This window comes from Streptomyces sp. NPDC048419, assembly GCF_043200415.1.
Lineage (GTDB): Bacteria > Actinomycetota > Actinomycetes > Streptomycetales > Streptomycetaceae > Streptomyces.
In genome coordinates, this window is the sequence record NZ_JBICXT010000001.1 from 110019 (window position 1) to 125594 (window position 15576).

A 15576-nucleotide genomic window follows, 5' to 3' on the forward strand; every position below is an offset into this window, starting at 1 on the left:
ATGGTGCGGGTGGTGAGCACACCACCGGCCCCGTGGGCCGTCAACCAAGTGGGAGTCGTTCCCCGGCCACGGCGGGGGCGGCGGATGGGGTTGCTGGGAAACGGAGGCGCGTGCGGTGCGGCCACGGGCCGTCACCCCCGCCGCACCCGCCCGGCTGACCGGCTCAAATGCCAAACGTCACCCAATTGTTCGCATCGTGCGCAAGATGGCGCACAACGGCGCGAACCATCGCTGTCAGTCCCCCCGGCCGCCGGTAGCGTGCAGGGCCCTGTCCCGTACGTATCCGTACGTGAGGAAAGACCGATGGCCGAGACCGGGCAGCAAGAACCGCGGTACGAGCGGTACGCGGGAGGCAGTCCCGAGGCGGAACGGCTGGTGTTCGAGCAGCTGGCCGCCGAGTTGATGAAGGTGCAGGTCAAGAACGCGCGGGCCGGGGGCGGCGGCATCGCCCGGACCTTCCACGCCAAGGCACCGGTGGCCGTGGAGAACGCCCGGCTGCGCTTCCACGACGACCTCCCCGCGGCGCTGCGCGTCGGCTTCGCCCAGCCGGGCGCCGAGTATCCGGCGGTGGTGCGGCTGTCCAACGCGAGCGGCATCCGGCAGGGCGACGGCTCGCCCGACCTGCGCGGTGCGGCCGTACGGGTGCAGGTGTCGCAGGAGGAGAGCCACGACCTGCTGGCGACCGGCCATCCGGTCTCCCACGCCCGTGACGCACGGGAGTTCGTGGCCTTCGCCAAGGCCATGGCGGGGGCCCGCGGCCCCGTGCGGAAGGCGTTCGGGCTGCTGGTGAAGCTGCCGCTGGCGGTGGGTCTCGGCACCGCGAACCGGATGCGCCGCAACGTCCGGGCGGCCACCCGGCACACCGTCAGCTCCTTTGCCAACGAGACCTTCTGGAGTCGCGGCGCGATCCTGTGGGGCGAGGCGGGACCCGTCCGGTTCCTGTTCCGGCCCGCGCCCGGCACCCCCTCCGCGGCCGCGCCCGACCCCCGCGACCCGGACGCCCTGCGCCGCGAGTTCGCGCGCCGGCTGGCTCAGGGAGACGTCAGCTACGACCTGTGCGTGCAGCGGTTCGTGGACGAGCGGCGCACCCCGGTCGAGGATGCCTCGGTGGAATGGAAGGACGCCGTCTCGCCCGCGATCGCGATCGCCCGGCTCACCCTGTCCAGCCAGGACCTGACCACCGCCGAGGCCCGCGCGGCCGCCGGCCGCGTCGAGGACCTCGCCTTCAACCCCTGGTACACCACGGACGACTTCCGCCCGCTCGGCAACATCAACCGGGCCCGAAAGGCCGCCTACCAGGCCGCGAGCGCCCACCGGCTGGGGCTGCGGTTCGTCACCGAGGAACCCCTGCGCAACCGCGTCCTGGGCCGCCCGATGGAAGCGGGCTTCGCCCTGCTGAACCGGTATGTGCCCTGGCACCGGCTGCCGTTGCAGCTGAGCCTGCTGAACCTGGTGTTCCTGCGCAAGGTGCTGCGCCGGCTCAACCTGATCGACACCGAGCAGCGCGAGGCGCCGCCGAAGGCGCAGCAGGTCCCGGCACCGATCCCCGAACGGCTGCGCGGCGAGCGGTCCTACGACGGGACGTACAACGATCTGTCGGCGCCGAAGATGGGGGCGGTCGGCGCCGCCTTCGGCCGCAACCTCGAGCCGGACTACCGGCCCGACCTCTTCGACACCCCCAACCCGGTCACCGTCAGCCGCCGGCTCCTGTACCGCGAGAGCTTCGTGCCCGCGACCTCGCTCAACGTGCTGGCCGCGGCCTGGATCCAGTTCCAGGTGCACGACTGGGTCAACCACCGCCGCCACAAGCCCGGCGAGCGCAGCGTCGAGGTGCCGCTGCCGCCCGGCAGCGGGCCGTGGCACAACACGCCCGGCGGGCCCGACGAGAACGTGATGCGGTTCGCCGAGAACGAGGGCATCGAGGTGCCCGGCCGCCCGCCGATCCTGTTCGGCAACACCGCCTCGCACTGGTGGGACGGCTCCGAGGTGTACGGCGAGGACGAGCAGACCTCCCGCTTCCTGCGCGAGGCCGACGGACGTGCCGAACTGCGTCTGGAGGACGGCCATCTGCCCGGCGGCGGCAACGGCCACGTCCCGCTGACCGGCTTCAACGAGAGCTGGTGGATGGGCCTGAGCTGCATGCACACCCTGTTCGCCCGCGAGCACAACGCGGTGTGCGAGGCGCTGCGCGACCAGTACCCCACGATGAGCGAGGAGCGGATCTACCACACGGCGCGTCTCGTCGTCTCGGCCCTGATCGCCAAGATCCACACGGTGGAGTGGACGCCGGCGATCCTCGCCACCGAGGCGATCGACATCGCGCTGAAGACCAACTGGCAGGGCCCGCCGAAGAAGTGGCTCAACCAGCTGGGCCTGTGGCTGTTCGAGGCGCACTCGCTGACGGGCATCCCGAAGACCCTTCCCGACCACCACACGGCGCCGTACTCGCTCACCGAGGACTTCGTCACCGTCTACCGCATGCACCCGCTGATCCCCGACGACTTCGAGCTGCGCGAGCACCACTTCGGGCAGCGCCTGGAGACGGTGGGATTCATGGACATCCAGGGCGGCGCGGCGCAGACGCAGATCCGCAAGACGGGCCTGACGAACACCCTGTACTCGTTCGGCATCGCCCACCCGGGCGCCATCACCCTGCACAACTACCCGCGCGCACTCCAGCGCTTCGAGCGGGACGGGGAGATCATCGACATGTCGGTGGTGGACCTCGCACGGACGCGGCGGCGCGGTGTGCCGCGCTACAACGACTTCCGCGCGGGCCTGCACAAGGAGCGCATCCGCTCCTTCGAGGAGCTGACCGAGAACGCGGAGACGCTCGCCCGGCTCAAGGACGTCTACCGCTCGGTCGACGAGATCGACACCGTGGTGGGCCTGTTCGGGGAGAACCCGCCCTCCGGGTTCGGCTTCAGCGACACGGCGTTCCGCATCTTCATCCTGATGGCGAGCCGCCGCCTGCAGTCCGACCGCTTCCTCAACGTCGACTACCGGCCCGAGGTGTACACGCCGCTGGGCATCGACTGGGTGGAGCGGGGCGGCATGAACTCGGTGATCCTGCGGCACTGCCCGGAGCTGGCGGCGCTGCTGCCGCGCGGGGCGAGCGCGTTCGCACCGTGGCGCACCGTGCGGCCGACGGGCGACGAGGGCGTCGACGGGGGGCGTGAATAACCACGCCCGACAAACACCCGGGGCTGGCGAAACGCACCGGCGGCACGCGGAGTTGTGGGACTAGAGTTCCCGGCTTGTGGAGATCAACCAACTGACGCCGGCCGAGAAGCGCGTATGGCGGGCGTTCGCGACGGGGACCGCGGTCGACTTCCGCCCGCGGGGCGACGAGGACGTGGCGGACGGCACGGACTGGGGGCATGAGCGCTCGGTCCGCGCCACCGTGCTGCGTCACCTGCTGATCAACGGGCCGCAGAAACCGGGGGAGATAGCCGCCCTCAAGCTGTCGGGCGCGCGCGTGACCGGCGAGCTCGACCTGCGGTACGCGCAGACCGACCACGCCGTACGGCTCAGCGCTTGCCGCTTCGACGAGGTGCCGCAGCTGTACGGCTGGCGGGTGCGCCAGCTCAACCTCAGCGACTCGGTGCTGCCCGGCCTGACGGCCGCCACCATCCGCGTGGAGGGCGTGCTGCGGCTGACGGACTGCCGGTTTCGGGGACCGGTGCGGCTCGGCGGGGCGCACATCGCCGGCGCGCTTTTCATGGACCGCGCGAACTTCGAGGCGCCGGACGCCGACGAGCCGGCGCTGCAGCTGAACCAGGTCGCGATCGGCGACGACCTGTGGGCGCCGGGGCTGCGGGCCCGCGGTCAGGTCCGGCTCACCGGAGCGTCCGTCGCCGGGGCGGTCAACTTCCGCGACACCGAGTTCGAGCTGCCGTCCGGCACCGCGCTCGACGCGCAGAACCTCACCGTGGGATCCGACGTCCGGGCACCGTGCCTCACGGCGCGCGGCCGGGTCGAGTTCCGCGGCTCACGCATACCCGGCTGCCTCGACCTGCTGCACTCCCGCCTCTCCCAGCCGGGCGGCACGGCACTGCGGGCCAGCAGCTGCGTCATCGGCGAACTGTGGCTGCGCCCGGACGAACGCATCGAGGGCGCCCTCAACCTGCGGCGCTCCCAGATCGACCTGCTCACCCTGGAGCCGGCGACCCTGCCGGACCAGGTCTACGTCAACGAGCTCACCTACACCGCCCTCACCCCGCACGTGCCGGCCGAGCACCGCCTGACCATGCTGGAGCGCGATGCCGAGGGCTATGTCCCGTACGCCTACGAGCAGTTGACCGCCGCCTACCGCCGCGTCGGGGACGACTACGCCGCCCGCCTGGTCCAACTCGCCAAGCAGCGCCGTCTGCGCGCCACCCGCACCTGGTACGGCCGCCTGTGGGGATACGTCCAGGACGCCACCGTCGGCTACGGCTTCCGCCCGCTGCGCGCCGCCGTCTGGCTGCTCTCCCTGCTCGCCGCCGGCTCGATCGCCTACGCCCTGCACCACCCGCACCCGCTCAAGGCGTCCGAGGCCCCGCACTTCAACCCGGTCTTCTACACGCTGGACCTGCTCCTGCCGGTGATCTCCTTCGGCCAGGAGGACGCCTTCGCGCCGGACGGCTGGTACCAGTACCTCGCCTACGCCCTGATCATCACCGGCTGGATCCTGGCCACGACGGTCGTCACCGGCGTGACCAGGAGCGTCAGCCGCCAGTGAGGTGCTGGGCGGCCAGCCGGACGGGCGCGTTCTGCGCGCCGTAGCCGCGATGGCCGCCGTCGCGCTGGACCAGCTCGAAGAAGACACGGCCGACGGTCCGGGTGTAGCAGTGCCGGAACTCCCCGTGTGCGTCCCGGTCGTAGAGGATGCCGAGTTCGCGATACGTCTCCAGCTCCCCGTCGGTGAACTCGAACCGGGCGGCCAGGTCGTCGTAGTAGTTCGCGGGGATCGGCAGCAGCCGCCCGCCCGCCGCGAGGAAGCGGCGGGCCGCGGCCACCACGTCGTCCGTGGCGAGGGCGATGTGCTGCGCGTGCACCGTGTCGTCGCTCGGGGCCGCGCCCACGGACAACGCGATCCGCACGCTCCCGTCGGCGTTGGTGACGGCCCGGCTGCGCAGCAGCCCGTACGGATCGGCGACGTCCACGCTCTCCTGCGCGGACAGGCCGAGGACGCTGCGGTGGAAGAGGGCGGCCTCGTCGAAGTGGTGCCACGGCTGGACCAGGGCCAGGTGGTCCACCCGCATCACGCCCGAGTCCGTCGCGGTGTGCCTGAGGTCCTCGAAGTCCCCGCGCCAGTCCGGGAGTTCGGGCCACCCGGTGGCGCAGAAGAACAGCTCCGTACCGTCGGGGGCCGCCACCGCGTCCAGCGGCACGTCGTCGGCCGCGCGCCGGCGCGGCAGCACCGGCGCCAGCAGGGCCTCGGCGCGGCGGGCGGCACCGGCCGGGTCCGGTGACTCCAGGCCGATCGCGGCGAGGCCGGTGCCCTCGCGCCGTGCGGCCGGCCCGGTGTTGACGAGGACGCGCGCCTCACCCTGCTGCCACAGGTCGACGGGCTTGCTGCGATGCCGCGCGGTACGGGCGAACCCGAGAGCGCCGAGCACCTCGGACACCGGCTCGGCATCGGGCGTGACCAGTTCGGCGAAGGCCACGCCGGTGGGCACGACAGCACCCGGCAGGTCGGCCAGTCCCAGCGCCTCCTGGAGCACCAGCAGCGAGCGGTGCGCGTCCACGGCCGTAGGACCGGCCTCGGCCTGGCGGAAGACGTCGTTGAACACCTCGAGCGAGAGCGGTCCGTCGTACCCCGCCCGCAGCACATGCCCCACGAGCCCGGCGACGTCGAATCCGCCCTGCCCCGGGAAGCAGCGGTAGTGGCGGCTCCACTGCAGGACGTCCATCGCGAGCAGCGGCGCGTCCGCGAGCTGCAGAAAGAAGATCTTCTCGCCCGGGATGTCCTCGATCCCCTTGGGATCGGACGCGCGGGAGAGAATGTGGAAGCTGTCGAGGCAGGTCCCGAGAGCGGGATGGTCCGCCCGCTCCACGATCTGCCAGGCATGGTCGTACGTACTGACGTGCCGCCCCCAGGCGAGCGCCTCGTAGGCGACGCGGACGCCGAACTCCTGCGCCATGTCGGCGAGTCGGCTCAACTGCCGGGCGGCGAGATCGTCGTCGTCGACCGCGAGCGGATGCACGCTGGAGCAGACGAGCACCGTACCGGCACCGAGCCGCCGCATCACCTCGAACTTGTGCCGCGCCCGCCGGAGATTTCGCCCGAACTCCTCCTCGGGCACACCTTCGATGTCCCGCATCGGCTGATAGAGATCGATGCTCAGCCCGAGGTCGGCACAGCGCTCCCGCACCTCCTCGGGCGCGAGCCGGCTCGCGAGCAGGTCGTTCTCGAAGATCTCCACACCGTCGAACCCGGCCCGCGAGGCGGCGGTCAGCTTCTCGGTGAGCGACCCACTGAGCGAAACGGTGGCGATGGACGTACGCACGGCCCAACTCCTTTCAGGGGCCCGGTCTAACCGACCGAGCTCTCCGCCACACCGGCCAACTCGGCAATGTCCGCAAGCATCGACGCAGCGTCCGGTGCACGTCCGGTGAACAAGCGGAAGGCATCCGCGGCCTGGAACACGGCCATCCCGCCCCCGTCCAACGTGGCGCAGCCACCCGCCCGGGCCACCCGCAGCAGCTCCGTCTCCAGCGGCCGGTAGACGACCTCGGCCACCCACAACTCGGGCCGGAGCAGGTCCGCCGCGAACGGCGACCCGGGGTGCGCGGCCATCCCGGTGGGAGTCGCATGGACGACCCCGTCGGCGGACGACAACAGTCCAGCCAGCTCGTCCGGCGAGCCGGCGGCAGCCCTCCCCGCCCCGAAGTGCCGGTTCAGCTGACCGGCCAGGGAGACCGCCCGCTCGGCCAGCGCGTCGACCACGGTGACCCTCTCCGCGCCGAGCGTGAGCGTCGCATGGGCGACCGCCGCCCCCGCGCCGCCGGCGCCCAGCTGCACCACCCGCTCCAGCGAGGCGTCCGGCAGTCCCCGCGCGAACGAGGCCACGAACCCGGTGACATCCGTGTTGTGCCCGACGGCACGGCCGTCCTCGAAGACCACGGTGTTCACCGCGCCCAGCGCCTCGGCCTGCGGAGCGAGCGCGTCCAGGTGCTCGATCACGAGCTGCTTGCACGGGTGGGTGATGTTCAGCCCGTCGAAGCCCAGGTCGCGGGCGCTCCGCACCAGATCGCCGACCGCCTGCGCAGGCACGCCGAGCACATCGATGTCGATGATCCGGTACAGGTAGCGCAGACCCTGCCGGTCCGCCTCCCGCTCGTGCAGCGCCGGGCTGAGCGACGGGCCGATGCCCGAACCGATCAGTCCGACGAGATACGAGTCCTTGGCCACGCGGACCTCCTGAGCTGAACACTAATGTACGAACCAGTACGTTAGCTATATCAGCCGTGCCGCTCCCTGAGAAGCCCCGGAACCGCCTACCGGGCGGGCCGGGCGGCGCCGCCCGGCCCGCCTTCTACAATCTGCGGCACTGGCCGCACTCCCGAAGGAACCCGATGACCAGCGTCGACGAACCGGCACGACCGAACGGGCGGATCCGTGACGCCGCCCGCACCCAGGCCGAGATCCTCGACGTCGCGACACAGGAGTTCGCCCGGGCCGGGTACGACGGCGCCCGCGTCGACGAGATCGCCGCCCGCACCCGCACCACGAAGCGGATGATCTACTACTACTTCGGCGGCAAGGAGCAGCTCTTCACGGCCGTGCTGGAGCGGGCGTACGGCGTGATCCGCGAGGCCGAGCAGGAGCTGGACGTCGAGCACCTGGACCCGGTCGCGGCGATCCGGCGCCTGGCGGAGCTGACCTTCGACCACCACGAGCAGCACCCCGACTTCATCCGCCTGGTCAGCATCGAGAACATCCACGGCGCCGCGCACATCGCCGGCTCCGAGAAGCTCGGGAAGATCGGCTCCCCCGCGCTCGACGTGATCCGCCGCATCCTGGCCACCGGGCAGGAGTCCGGCCTCTTCACGGCCGACGTCGACGCGGTCGACCTGCACGCGATGATCAGCTCCTTCTGCTTCTTCCGGGTCGCCAACCGGCACACCTTCGGCGCCCTGTTCGGCCGCGACCTGGTGGACCCGGCGCAGCGCGAGCACTACCGCGCCATGCTCGGCGACATGGTGATCGCCTACCTGACGGCGGAGCGCGCGACGGACTGAACCCGTACCGCGGTACCCCTTGACACGCGGGAAACGTGGGCGCAACATCCGTAGCCAACCACTACTAACTACCCAGTGGGTTAATTAGCCGGACAGCGCCCGGCTCGGCCGTCCCGTCACCCCAGGGATCCGGCACTTCTCCCCCGCCGCTCACTCCGCCTACGTTGGAGTTCCCTCGAAGGAGCATCGCCGTGTCCGTCCCCGCCGAAGCCGTCGGGCAACCGAAAAAGGCCGCCGCAGCCGCCTGGATCGGCAGCGCCCTGGAGTACTACGACTTCTTCATCTACGGCAGCGCGGCCGCGCTGATCTTCCCCAAGGTCTTCTTCGACGAGTCCGACCCCGCCACCGCGACCCTGCTGTCGCTGGCCACGTTCGGCGTCGCGTACGCGGCCCGGCCCGTCGGCGCGCTCTTCCTCGGGCACTTCGGCGACAAGGTCGGCCGCAAGAAGATCATGATCTTCACGCTGCTCCTGATGGGCCTGTCGACCTTCCTGATCGGCTGTCTGCCCACCCGCTCCCAGGTCGGCACGCTCGCCCCTGTGCTGCTGGTGCTGTGCCGGGTCCTTCAGGGCATCTCCGCCGCCGGCGAGCAGGCCAGCGCGAACTCCATGACGCTCGAACACGCGCCGTCGAACCGGCGCGGCTTCTTCACCAGCTTCACCCTCGGCGGCACCCAGGGCGGCCAGCTCATCGCCACCCTGGTCTTCATCCCGGTCGCCGCGCTCCCCGAGCACCAGCTGCTGACCTGGGGCTGGCGGATCCCGTTCTGGGCGAGCGTCGTGGTCGCCGCCGTCGGCTACTTCATCCGCCGCCGGCTGGAGGAGACCCCGGCCTTCGCCAAACAGGCGGCCACCGAGGGCGTGGCCAAGCTGCCGCTCGCCGTGCTGATGCGCGAGCACTGGGCCGACGTGCTGCGGGTGATCGGGGGCGCCCTGGTCGCCTCGGTCTCCACGATCTTCACCGTCTGGGCCCTCGCCTACGCCACCAGCGACTCCGTCGGCATGTCCCGGTCCTCCATGCTGTGGGTGGGCGCGCTCGCCAACCTCGTCGCACTCGCCGCGATCCCCCTGTGGGCCTCGCTGTCGGACCGCATCGGCCGCCGCCCCGTGTTCCTGATCGGGGCCGCCGGCAGCGCGATCGCCATGTTCCTCTACCTGTGGGCGATCTCGACGGGCAACTACCCGCTGACACTGATCCTCGGCATCGTCGCCTTCGGCGTGGTCTACAGCGCCGCGAACGGCGTGTGGCCCTCCTTCTACGGCGAGATGTTCTCCACCCGCGTCCGCCTGTCCGGCATGGCGATCGGCACCCAGATCGGCTTCGCCGTGGCCGGTTTCGCGGTGACGTTCGCCGCGCAGATCGCGGGCCCCGACGGCACCGACTGGTCCTCGGTGGCGCTGTTCACCGCGGCCCTGTGCGTGCCGCCGGTCATCGCCGCGCTCTCGGCCCGCGAGACCCACAAGGTCCCGACGGAACACCTGGGCGAGCCCTCGCCCGCCAACGCGTCACAGCGGGAGACGGTGACGGCCTGACGGTCCCACCGCCCCACGACCACCCCGGCCTCCGGACGCCCTACGGCTCCGGAGGCCGGGGTTCGCCGTCTACGGCTTCGGGTGGCGCGGCTCGTAGAGACCGACCTCGGCGCCGCCCGGCAGCCGGAACCCGGTCACCCGGCCCCAGCGCGCCTCTTGCAGCGGTCGTGCGAACTCCACGCCCCGGTCGGTGAGTTCGGCCGTCGTCGCGTCGAGGTCGTCGCACATCAGCAGCAGTTCGTGCGACGGCTCACCGTCGGCCGGATGGAAGGCCACCTCGGCCGGTGGCGCCTTGAAGATCAGCCACCCATGCCCTGCGTCGACGTGCGCCCAGCCGAGAACGTCCCGGAAGAACACCCGGTCCGCCTCGGCGTCATTGCTGTAGATCACCACGTGGGCCCCATTGATCACGCGCGGAGAGTATGCGCGGGGGCCGCTCGCGGCAAGCACCGTGGGAGCTATGCGTTGGACCAGCCCCGCTCGCACAGCACCAGCCGGTACCCGTCCGGGTCCTCGACCGTCACCCCCCACCGGTTCCAGTACGGATTCGGCGAAGCCATCCGCTTGCCGCCGTGGTCCTCCAGACGGGCGACGATGTCCTGCGGCACCGGCCCGTCGACGTAGACGACGAGAAGGTCCTCCTCGGTGGGCCGTGGTTCGACGGGCCGCCCGGGCTCGTGGACGAGTTCCAGATGCCAGCCCGCGTCCGGCCAGCCGACCATCAGCAGATCGTGCTCACCCGGTTCCGTGCCGCCCTCGGTCCGCCACACCACGCTCAGCCCGAGCCCGCCCACCCAGAACCGCTCGGCGGCCGCGAGGTCCCGGGACGGCCGGGCGACACGGATGTGACTACGGGCGTCGACAGACATGCTGACCTCTTTCCGAACTACGGATCCGACCCCCGCACCCTAGGCAGCCGACGATCCCCGGACCATCGGCCATCCGCCCTGCACCCCGGGCCCTAGGTCTCCCGAAGCACCCCGCCCCCGTTGACAGATGACGTTTTCAGCAAGAACATCGGCCGGAACGAGCAGAAATGAACAGCACCGCTGCACGGCAAGGCACAGCAACCCCATGGCTCCCCCCTCTCCCGCAGAAGGACATGAGTGGTGCGCATCCTTTCCCGCAAGTCCGGCTGTCTCCTCGCCGCCACCCTGACGGTGGCGCTCCTCCCCTCCATGGCCCACGCGTCGGCCACCGCGCCGGGACCGCGCGTCTCGCAGTCCGCGAGCGCCGTCACCCTCGACGTGCCGGCCACCCGTGACTCCCCCGGCTACACGGTCTCCGTCCCGCGCAGCGGCCGACTCGCCCTCACCACCGTCAGATCCGGGCACACCGTCCTCGCCACCGGCACCGACGCCCTGCGCTTCCGGGCGGGCGGCGCCTGGCAGCACGCCAGCGGACTCACCGGCTGGAGCTGGCGCGACGGCGTGCTCACCCTGACCGCGGACACGACCCTCGCCGGGGCCCGCGTCGAGGCCCGGGTGACCCCGGTCGCCGACCGCTACCGACTGGACTGGGACGTCAAGGGCGTTCAGGCCGCATCGCTCGGCCTCACCTACGGACTGAACAGCGCCGGGCACTGGTACGGCCACGGCGAGACGACCACCCCCTCGGGCGGTCCGTACACCGACCAGCCCTGGCCGCTGGACGCCGGGCAGGTCGAGCAGGACGACTTCAGCGCGGCCTCGTACCAGATGGTCGATCCCTTCTGGTACACGCAGAGTTCGGCCGGGCTGTACGTCGACACCGGCGACACCATGGACGTCTCCCTCAACAAGTCCGGCGACGGCCTGGGCCGCTTCACGGTCGGCTCCGGGAGCACCTACCGGGCCACCGTCTTCGTCGAGTCGACGCCGCGCGACGTCTACCGCGACTACATCGGCATCGTCGGCAGGCCGGGCAAGAGCGACGCGACCTACGAGCAGTACGCCGAGCCGCTGTGGAACTCCTGGGCGCAGTTCTACACGAACGTGAACCAGGAGAAGCTGCTCGACTACGCAACCGACCTGCACGCGAACGGAGTTGACGGCCACACCATCCAGCTCGACGACAAGTGGGAGTCGAACTACGGGAACATGACCTTCGACCCCAAGGCCTACCCCGACCCCAAGGCGATGTCGGACCAGATCCACGCCATGGGCTACGACTTCGGCCTCTGGGTCACTCTGTGGATCAACCTCGACTCGGCCAACTACCGGTACGCGGCCGACCACGACTACCTGCTGCACGACGCCGCCGACCCCACCAAGCCCTGCACCGTGACCTGGTGGAACGGCACCGCCGGCATCGTCGACCTCGCCAACCCCGAGGCGAAGGCCTGGTACCAGGGCAACCAGAAGAAGCTGATGGACACCTACGGCGTCGACGGCCTGAAGTTCGACACCCGGTTCTTCGACGACCACTGCGCAGGGCGTGACGGCAACACCCGTACCGACTACCAGCGCCTGGGCTCCGAACTCGCCGACTCCTACGACCTCCAGGGCGCCGGCATCCGCGTCCACTGGGGCAGCGCCGCGCACCAGGCGGGCTTCGTGGTGCGCCAGATCGACAAGGGCACCGGCTGGGACTCCCTGCGGGCCGCCGTCTCGCAGAACCTCGCCCTGTCCACGATCGGCTACCCGTTCGTCGAGACCGACATGATCGGCGGCTCCAGCGGCCGGCCCGCGCCGACGAAGGAGGTCCTGGTCCGCTGGGCGCAGACGGCCTCGTACATGCCGCTGATGTACGCCTCCACCTCCCCCGTGGACACGATCGACGCGACGACCGGCCAGAAGGTGGACTACGACCGCCAGACCGTCGACCTGTACCGCGAGGCGATCGCCCGCCACGAACGGCTCGCTCCGTACATCTGGGCGCAGGTGCAGAACTCGCTGAGGACCGGCGACCCGATCGTCCGGCCGCTGTTCTTCGACTTCCCGCAGGACAAGGCCGGTTACACGGTCGCTGACGAGTGGATGCTCGGTCCGGCGGTGCTCTCCGCGCCCAACCTGACGGCCGCGTCCTCGCGCGACATCCAGCTGCCGCCGGGCAGGTGGTACGACGTCAACCGCCGTACGACGATCAAGGGCCCCACGACCCTGAAGGCGTACGCCACTCCCCTCACCGTGACACCGGCCTTCGTGAACCTTCATGCGAAAGGCGCCGTTGAGGCATTGCGCGCACTGCGGTAATCATGAGGTAGCGGCGCGTGCTCCGGCCGGATTCAGGGGCGGCCGGAGCACGTGGTCCGGGGTGCGCCGGGGCTGCTCTCAGCCCCGGTTGGCCCCCTTCGGCATGCCGTACGCGTGCTCCACCCTCAGCCGCACCACCAGGCGCCGGTCACGGACCATCGCGGCGCGGTAGTCGTCCCAGTCGGGGTGCTCGCCCGCGAGGTCGCGGTAGAGCCGGACCAGTTCCTCGACCGTGTCGTCGTACGGGTCCTTCGCGACGGGCGACAGCTCGGCCGTGCCCTCGACGACGGCGTAGGCCCAGCGGTCGGGGGTGGTCACGTGGTACGACGCCCGCGGATCCCGGCGCAGATTGCGCGTCTTGGCCCGGTCGTCGGTGACCGAGATCCGGACGACGCGTTCGTCGGGGTAGTAGCGGTGGCCGACGTTCGACAACTGGGGCCGGCCGTCGCGCTTGAGGGTGACCAGCACCCCGCCGCCGCTTTCGGAGAGCAGCTCGAGCAGTGCGTCCTGAGTCATACCAGGATCAACCCGCCGGGCCGAGCCGCGCATTCCCGCATGGTCAGCATGGGTAGACACTGTCTACTCTCGGCTGGTAGACAATGTCTATGCACGCATCGGACACAAACGCGGCCACAAACGCGGCCACTAGCGCGGACACGGACACGGCCGGGGAAACGGGGCTGCGGGCCCGGCTCGTCGACGTCGGGGTGGAGCTGGTCGCCGGTGAGGGCGCGCAGGCGCTGACCTTGCGGGAGATCGCCCGCCGGGCAGGCGTCTCGCACGGCGCGCCCCGCCGCTACTTCCCCACCCACCTGGAGCTGCTGTCCGCCATCGCGCGCCGCGGCTTCGCCGAGCTGGCCGAGCGGGCCGAGCGGGCGACGGCGGCGCCCGGCCACGGCTCGGCCCCCGGGCGCGAGCAGCTGACCGAACTGGGGCGCTGCTACCTCCAGTTCGCCCTCGACAACCGCGGCATGTACGAGCTGATGTTCCGTCACGACCTACTGGAGAGCGGCCATCTCGGCCTGCGCGACACCAGCCTGCCGCTGTTCGGGCGCCTGGTGGAGCTGGTCGGGCAGGTCCGGCCGGACGCGGACGCCCGGCTCGTCGCCGGCGCACTGTGGGCCAACCTGCACGGCGTCGCCCAGCTGTGGGGCTGGGGCAGCCTCCAACTCGCCACCGGCGCGGAGGACTTCACACCTCTGCTGCGGTCGGCTCTCGACGCGCACCTCGGGGACGGTGCATGAGCCACCGGCGCGCATGGACGCTCGCGAGCAGTGTCGCCGGGGCCGTGATCGTCGCCCTTGACGGCACGGTCCTCACCGTCGCCCAGCCCACCCTGCAGCACGGCCTCGGCGCCACCTTCGCACAGGTCCAGTGGACCAGCACCGGCTATCTCATAGCGGTGGCCGGCCTGTTGGTGTTCTCCGGACGGCTCGGTGACCGGTACGGCCATCAACGGCTGTTCGCCATCGGCATGTTGGGCTTCGGCGCGGCGTCGGCGGGCATCGGGCTGGCGCCCGGCATCGGCTGGGTGATCGGCCTGCGGGTCGTCCAGGGCGTGTTCGGGGCGCTGTTGCAGCCCGCCACGCTCGGGATGCTGCGGGCCGCGTACCCGCCCGACCGGCTGCGGATGCCGATCGCCGTGCGCACCGGTGCGATCGGGCTGGCGGCCGCGGCCGGTCCCGTGCTGGGCGGGGCGCTGGTCGCGGGGCCGGGCTGGCGGGCGGTGTTCTTCCTCAACGTCGTGCCGGCCCTCGTCTTCGGCCTGCTCGCCCTCACGATGCGCGGCCCGCGCCCACAGCCCTCCCCCGCCCGCCTGGACGTGCCCGGCGCGATGCTGCTCGCGGTGACCCTGGCCTGCCTGGTGCACGTCCTCGCCGGGCTGCCGGACCACGGCTGGACGGCCGTGAGCGGGGCGGGCCTCGTCCTGGCCGTCCTCTCGGGCGCCGCCTTCGTACGGCACGAGCGGCGGACCACGAGCCCACTGGTGCCCGCGGACGTCGTGGGCTCGACGGCCGTCCGCTCGGCGCTCGGCATGCTGGTCGCCGCGTCGGCGGCCCTGCACGGCGCGCTGTTCGTCGCGACCTTCCTGCTCCAGGACACCCTCGGCTACGACCCCCTGCACATGGCCCTGCTCGGCCTGCCGCTCGCGGCGCTGATGATCCTCGCCGCCCCGGGCTCCGCGCTGTTGCTGCACCGGATCGGGGCCCGCAGTACGACCGTCACGGCGATGACCGTCCTGTCCGCCGGCATCCTGGTGCTGGGCCGGGGCTCGGGCGCGGTCGCGCTGTGCTCCGGGTTCGCTCTGCTCGGGGCGGGGTTCGGCACGGTGATGGTGGCGGCCACCCATGTCGTCGTACGCCGGGCCGCGGTCGGGTCGGCCGGGGTGGCGGGCGGCCTGCAGCAGACCGCGCTGAACGTCGGGCCCGCGCTCGGCGTCGCCCTCGCGACCACGCTGCTGGGGCCGGGACAACGGTACGGGCCGGCGCTGTGGGTCCTGGCCCTGGTGGCCGGGGTGGGAGCGGTGGCGGGCCGCGCGTTGCCAAAACGTTCCGCTCAAACGATCAATCCTCGCCGAGAGGGGGACCAGGTCGAGGTTCCTGCGCGACGATGAGGTCTGAGGCCGTCCCGGCGGGAGTACC

General features: G+C 71.4%; 12 protein-coding genes. 7 read left to right on the forward strand and 5 right to left on the reverse strand.

What is annotated here, in order from left to right:
• Positions 1–303: 303 nt before the first annotated feature.
• On the forward strand, positions 304–3183 hold the full coding sequence (locus tag ACGFYN_RS00480) for a peroxidase family protein (protein WP_393863482.1): 2880 nt from the start codon (positions 304–306) through the stop codon (positions 3181–3183).
• A gap of 76 nt (positions 3184–3259) precedes the next feature.
• Positions 3260–4723 (forward strand): membrane-associated oxidoreductase, encoded by a 1464-nt coding sequence (locus tag ACGFYN_RS00485; RefSeq protein WP_393863483.1) that lies wholly within the window; start codon positions 3260–3262, stop codon positions 4721–4723.
• On the opposite strand, the gene ACGFYN_RS00490 is transcribed toward ACGFYN_RS00485, so the two are convergent.
• Together ACGFYN_RS00490 and ACGFYN_RS00495 are read right to left on the reverse strand one after the other, a co-directional pair.
• Positions 4710–6494, reverse strand: coding sequence for a bifunctional sugar phosphate isomerase/epimerase/4-hydroxyphenylpyruvate dioxygenase family protein (locus ACGFYN_RS00490; protein ID WP_393863484.1), 1785 nt, complete (start codon positions 6492–6494; stop codon positions 4710–4712). The genes ACGFYN_RS00485 and ACGFYN_RS00490 overlap by 14 nt on opposite strands.
• 26 nt (positions 6495–6520) lie before the next feature.
• Positions 6521–7399, reverse strand: a complete 879-nt coding sequence (locus ACGFYN_RS00495) for a shikimate dehydrogenase (RefSeq protein ID WP_393863485.1) — start codon at positions 7397–7399, stop codon at positions 6521–6523.
• Positions 7400–7563: 164 nt separating this feature from the next.
• On the opposite strand from ACGFYN_RS00495, the gene ACGFYN_RS00500 reads away from it, so the two are divergent.
• A complete protein-coding gene (locus ACGFYN_RS00500; protein WP_393863486.1) occupies positions 7564–8229 on the forward strand; it encodes a TetR/AcrR family transcriptional regulator in 666 nt (221 codons plus the stop codon).
• A gap of 191 nt (positions 8230–8420) precedes the next feature.
• Positions 8421–9761 (forward strand): MFS transporter, encoded by a 1341-nt coding sequence (locus tag ACGFYN_RS00505; protein ID WP_393863487.1) that lies wholly within the window; start codon positions 8421–8423, stop codon positions 9759–9761.
• A gap of 69 nt (positions 9762–9830) precedes the next feature.
• Here ACGFYN_RS00505 and ACGFYN_RS00510 read toward each other — a convergent pair whose 3' ends face one another.
• Positions 9831–10172, reverse strand: coding sequence for a VOC family protein (locus tag ACGFYN_RS00510; protein WP_393863488.1), 342 nt, complete (start codon positions 10170–10172; stop codon positions 9831–9833).
• A 47-nt stretch (positions 10173–10219) separates the two neighbouring features.
• Positions 10220–10630: a VOC family protein gene (locus ACGFYN_RS00515; protein ID WP_393863489.1), complete on the reverse strand. Its 411-nt coding sequence runs from the start codon at positions 10628–10630 to the stop codon at positions 10220–10222.
• A 240-nt stretch (positions 10631–10870) separates the two neighbouring features.
• Here ACGFYN_RS00515 and ACGFYN_RS00520 point away from each other — a divergent pair, with 240 nt between their 5' ends.
• The gene (locus ACGFYN_RS00520; protein ID WP_393863490.1) at positions 10871–12934 is read left to right on the forward strand and encodes a glycoside hydrolase family 31 protein; all 2064 of its coding nucleotides are present in this window, start codon (positions 10871–10873) and stop codon (positions 12932–12934) included.
• A gap of 78 nt (positions 12935–13012) precedes the next feature.
• Here ACGFYN_RS00520 and ACGFYN_RS00525 read toward each other — a convergent pair whose 3' ends face one another.
• The gene (locus ACGFYN_RS00525) at positions 13013–13450 is read right to left on the reverse strand and encodes a PPOX class F420-dependent oxidoreductase (RefSeq protein WP_393863491.1); all 438 of its coding nucleotides are present in this window, start codon (positions 13448–13450) and stop codon (positions 13013–13015) included.
• 89 nt (positions 13451–13539) lie between these two features.
• Here ACGFYN_RS00525 and ACGFYN_RS00530 point away from each other — a divergent pair, with 89 nt between their 5' ends.
• On the forward strand, positions 13540–14178 hold the full coding sequence (locus tag ACGFYN_RS00530; RefSeq protein WP_393863492.1) for a TetR/AcrR family transcriptional regulator: 639 nt from the start codon (positions 13540–13542) through the stop codon (positions 14176–14178).
• Positions 14175–15548: an MFS transporter gene (locus ACGFYN_RS00535; protein ID WP_393863493.1), complete on the forward strand. Its 1374-nt coding sequence runs from the start codon at positions 14175–14177 to the stop codon at positions 15546–15548. Before ACGFYN_RS00530 ends, ACGFYN_RS00535 begins: the two co-directional genes overlap by 4 nt.
• Positions 15549–15576: the final 28 nt, after the last annotated feature.

Bases quoted from the DNA above. Each gene is read 5' to 3' on its own strand.
- ACGFYN_RS00480 (WP_393863482.1), top strand. From the start codon at position 304: ATGGCCGAGACCGGGCAGCAAGAACCGCGGTACGAGCGGTACGCGGGA.
- ACGFYN_RS00500 (WP_393863486.1), top strand. From the start codon at position 7,564: ATGACCAGCGTCGACGAACCGGCACGACCGAACGGGCGGATCCGTGAC.
- ACGFYN_RS00515 (WP_393863489.1), bottom strand. From the start codon at position 10,630: ATGTCTGTCGACGCCCGTAGTCACATCCGTGTCGCCCGGCCGTCCCGG.
- ACGFYN_RS00525 (WP_393863491.1), bottom strand. From the start codon at position 13,450: ATGACTCAGGACGCACTGCTCGAGCTGCTCTCCGAAAGCGGCGGCGGG.
- ACGFYN_RS00530 (WP_393863492.1), top strand. From the start codon at position 13,540: ATGCACGCATCGGACACAAACGCGGCCACAAACGCGGCCACTAGCGCG.
- ACGFYN_RS00535 (WP_393863493.1), top strand. From the start codon at position 14,175: ATGAGCCACCGGCGCGCATGGACGCTCGCGAGCAGTGTCGCCGGGGCC.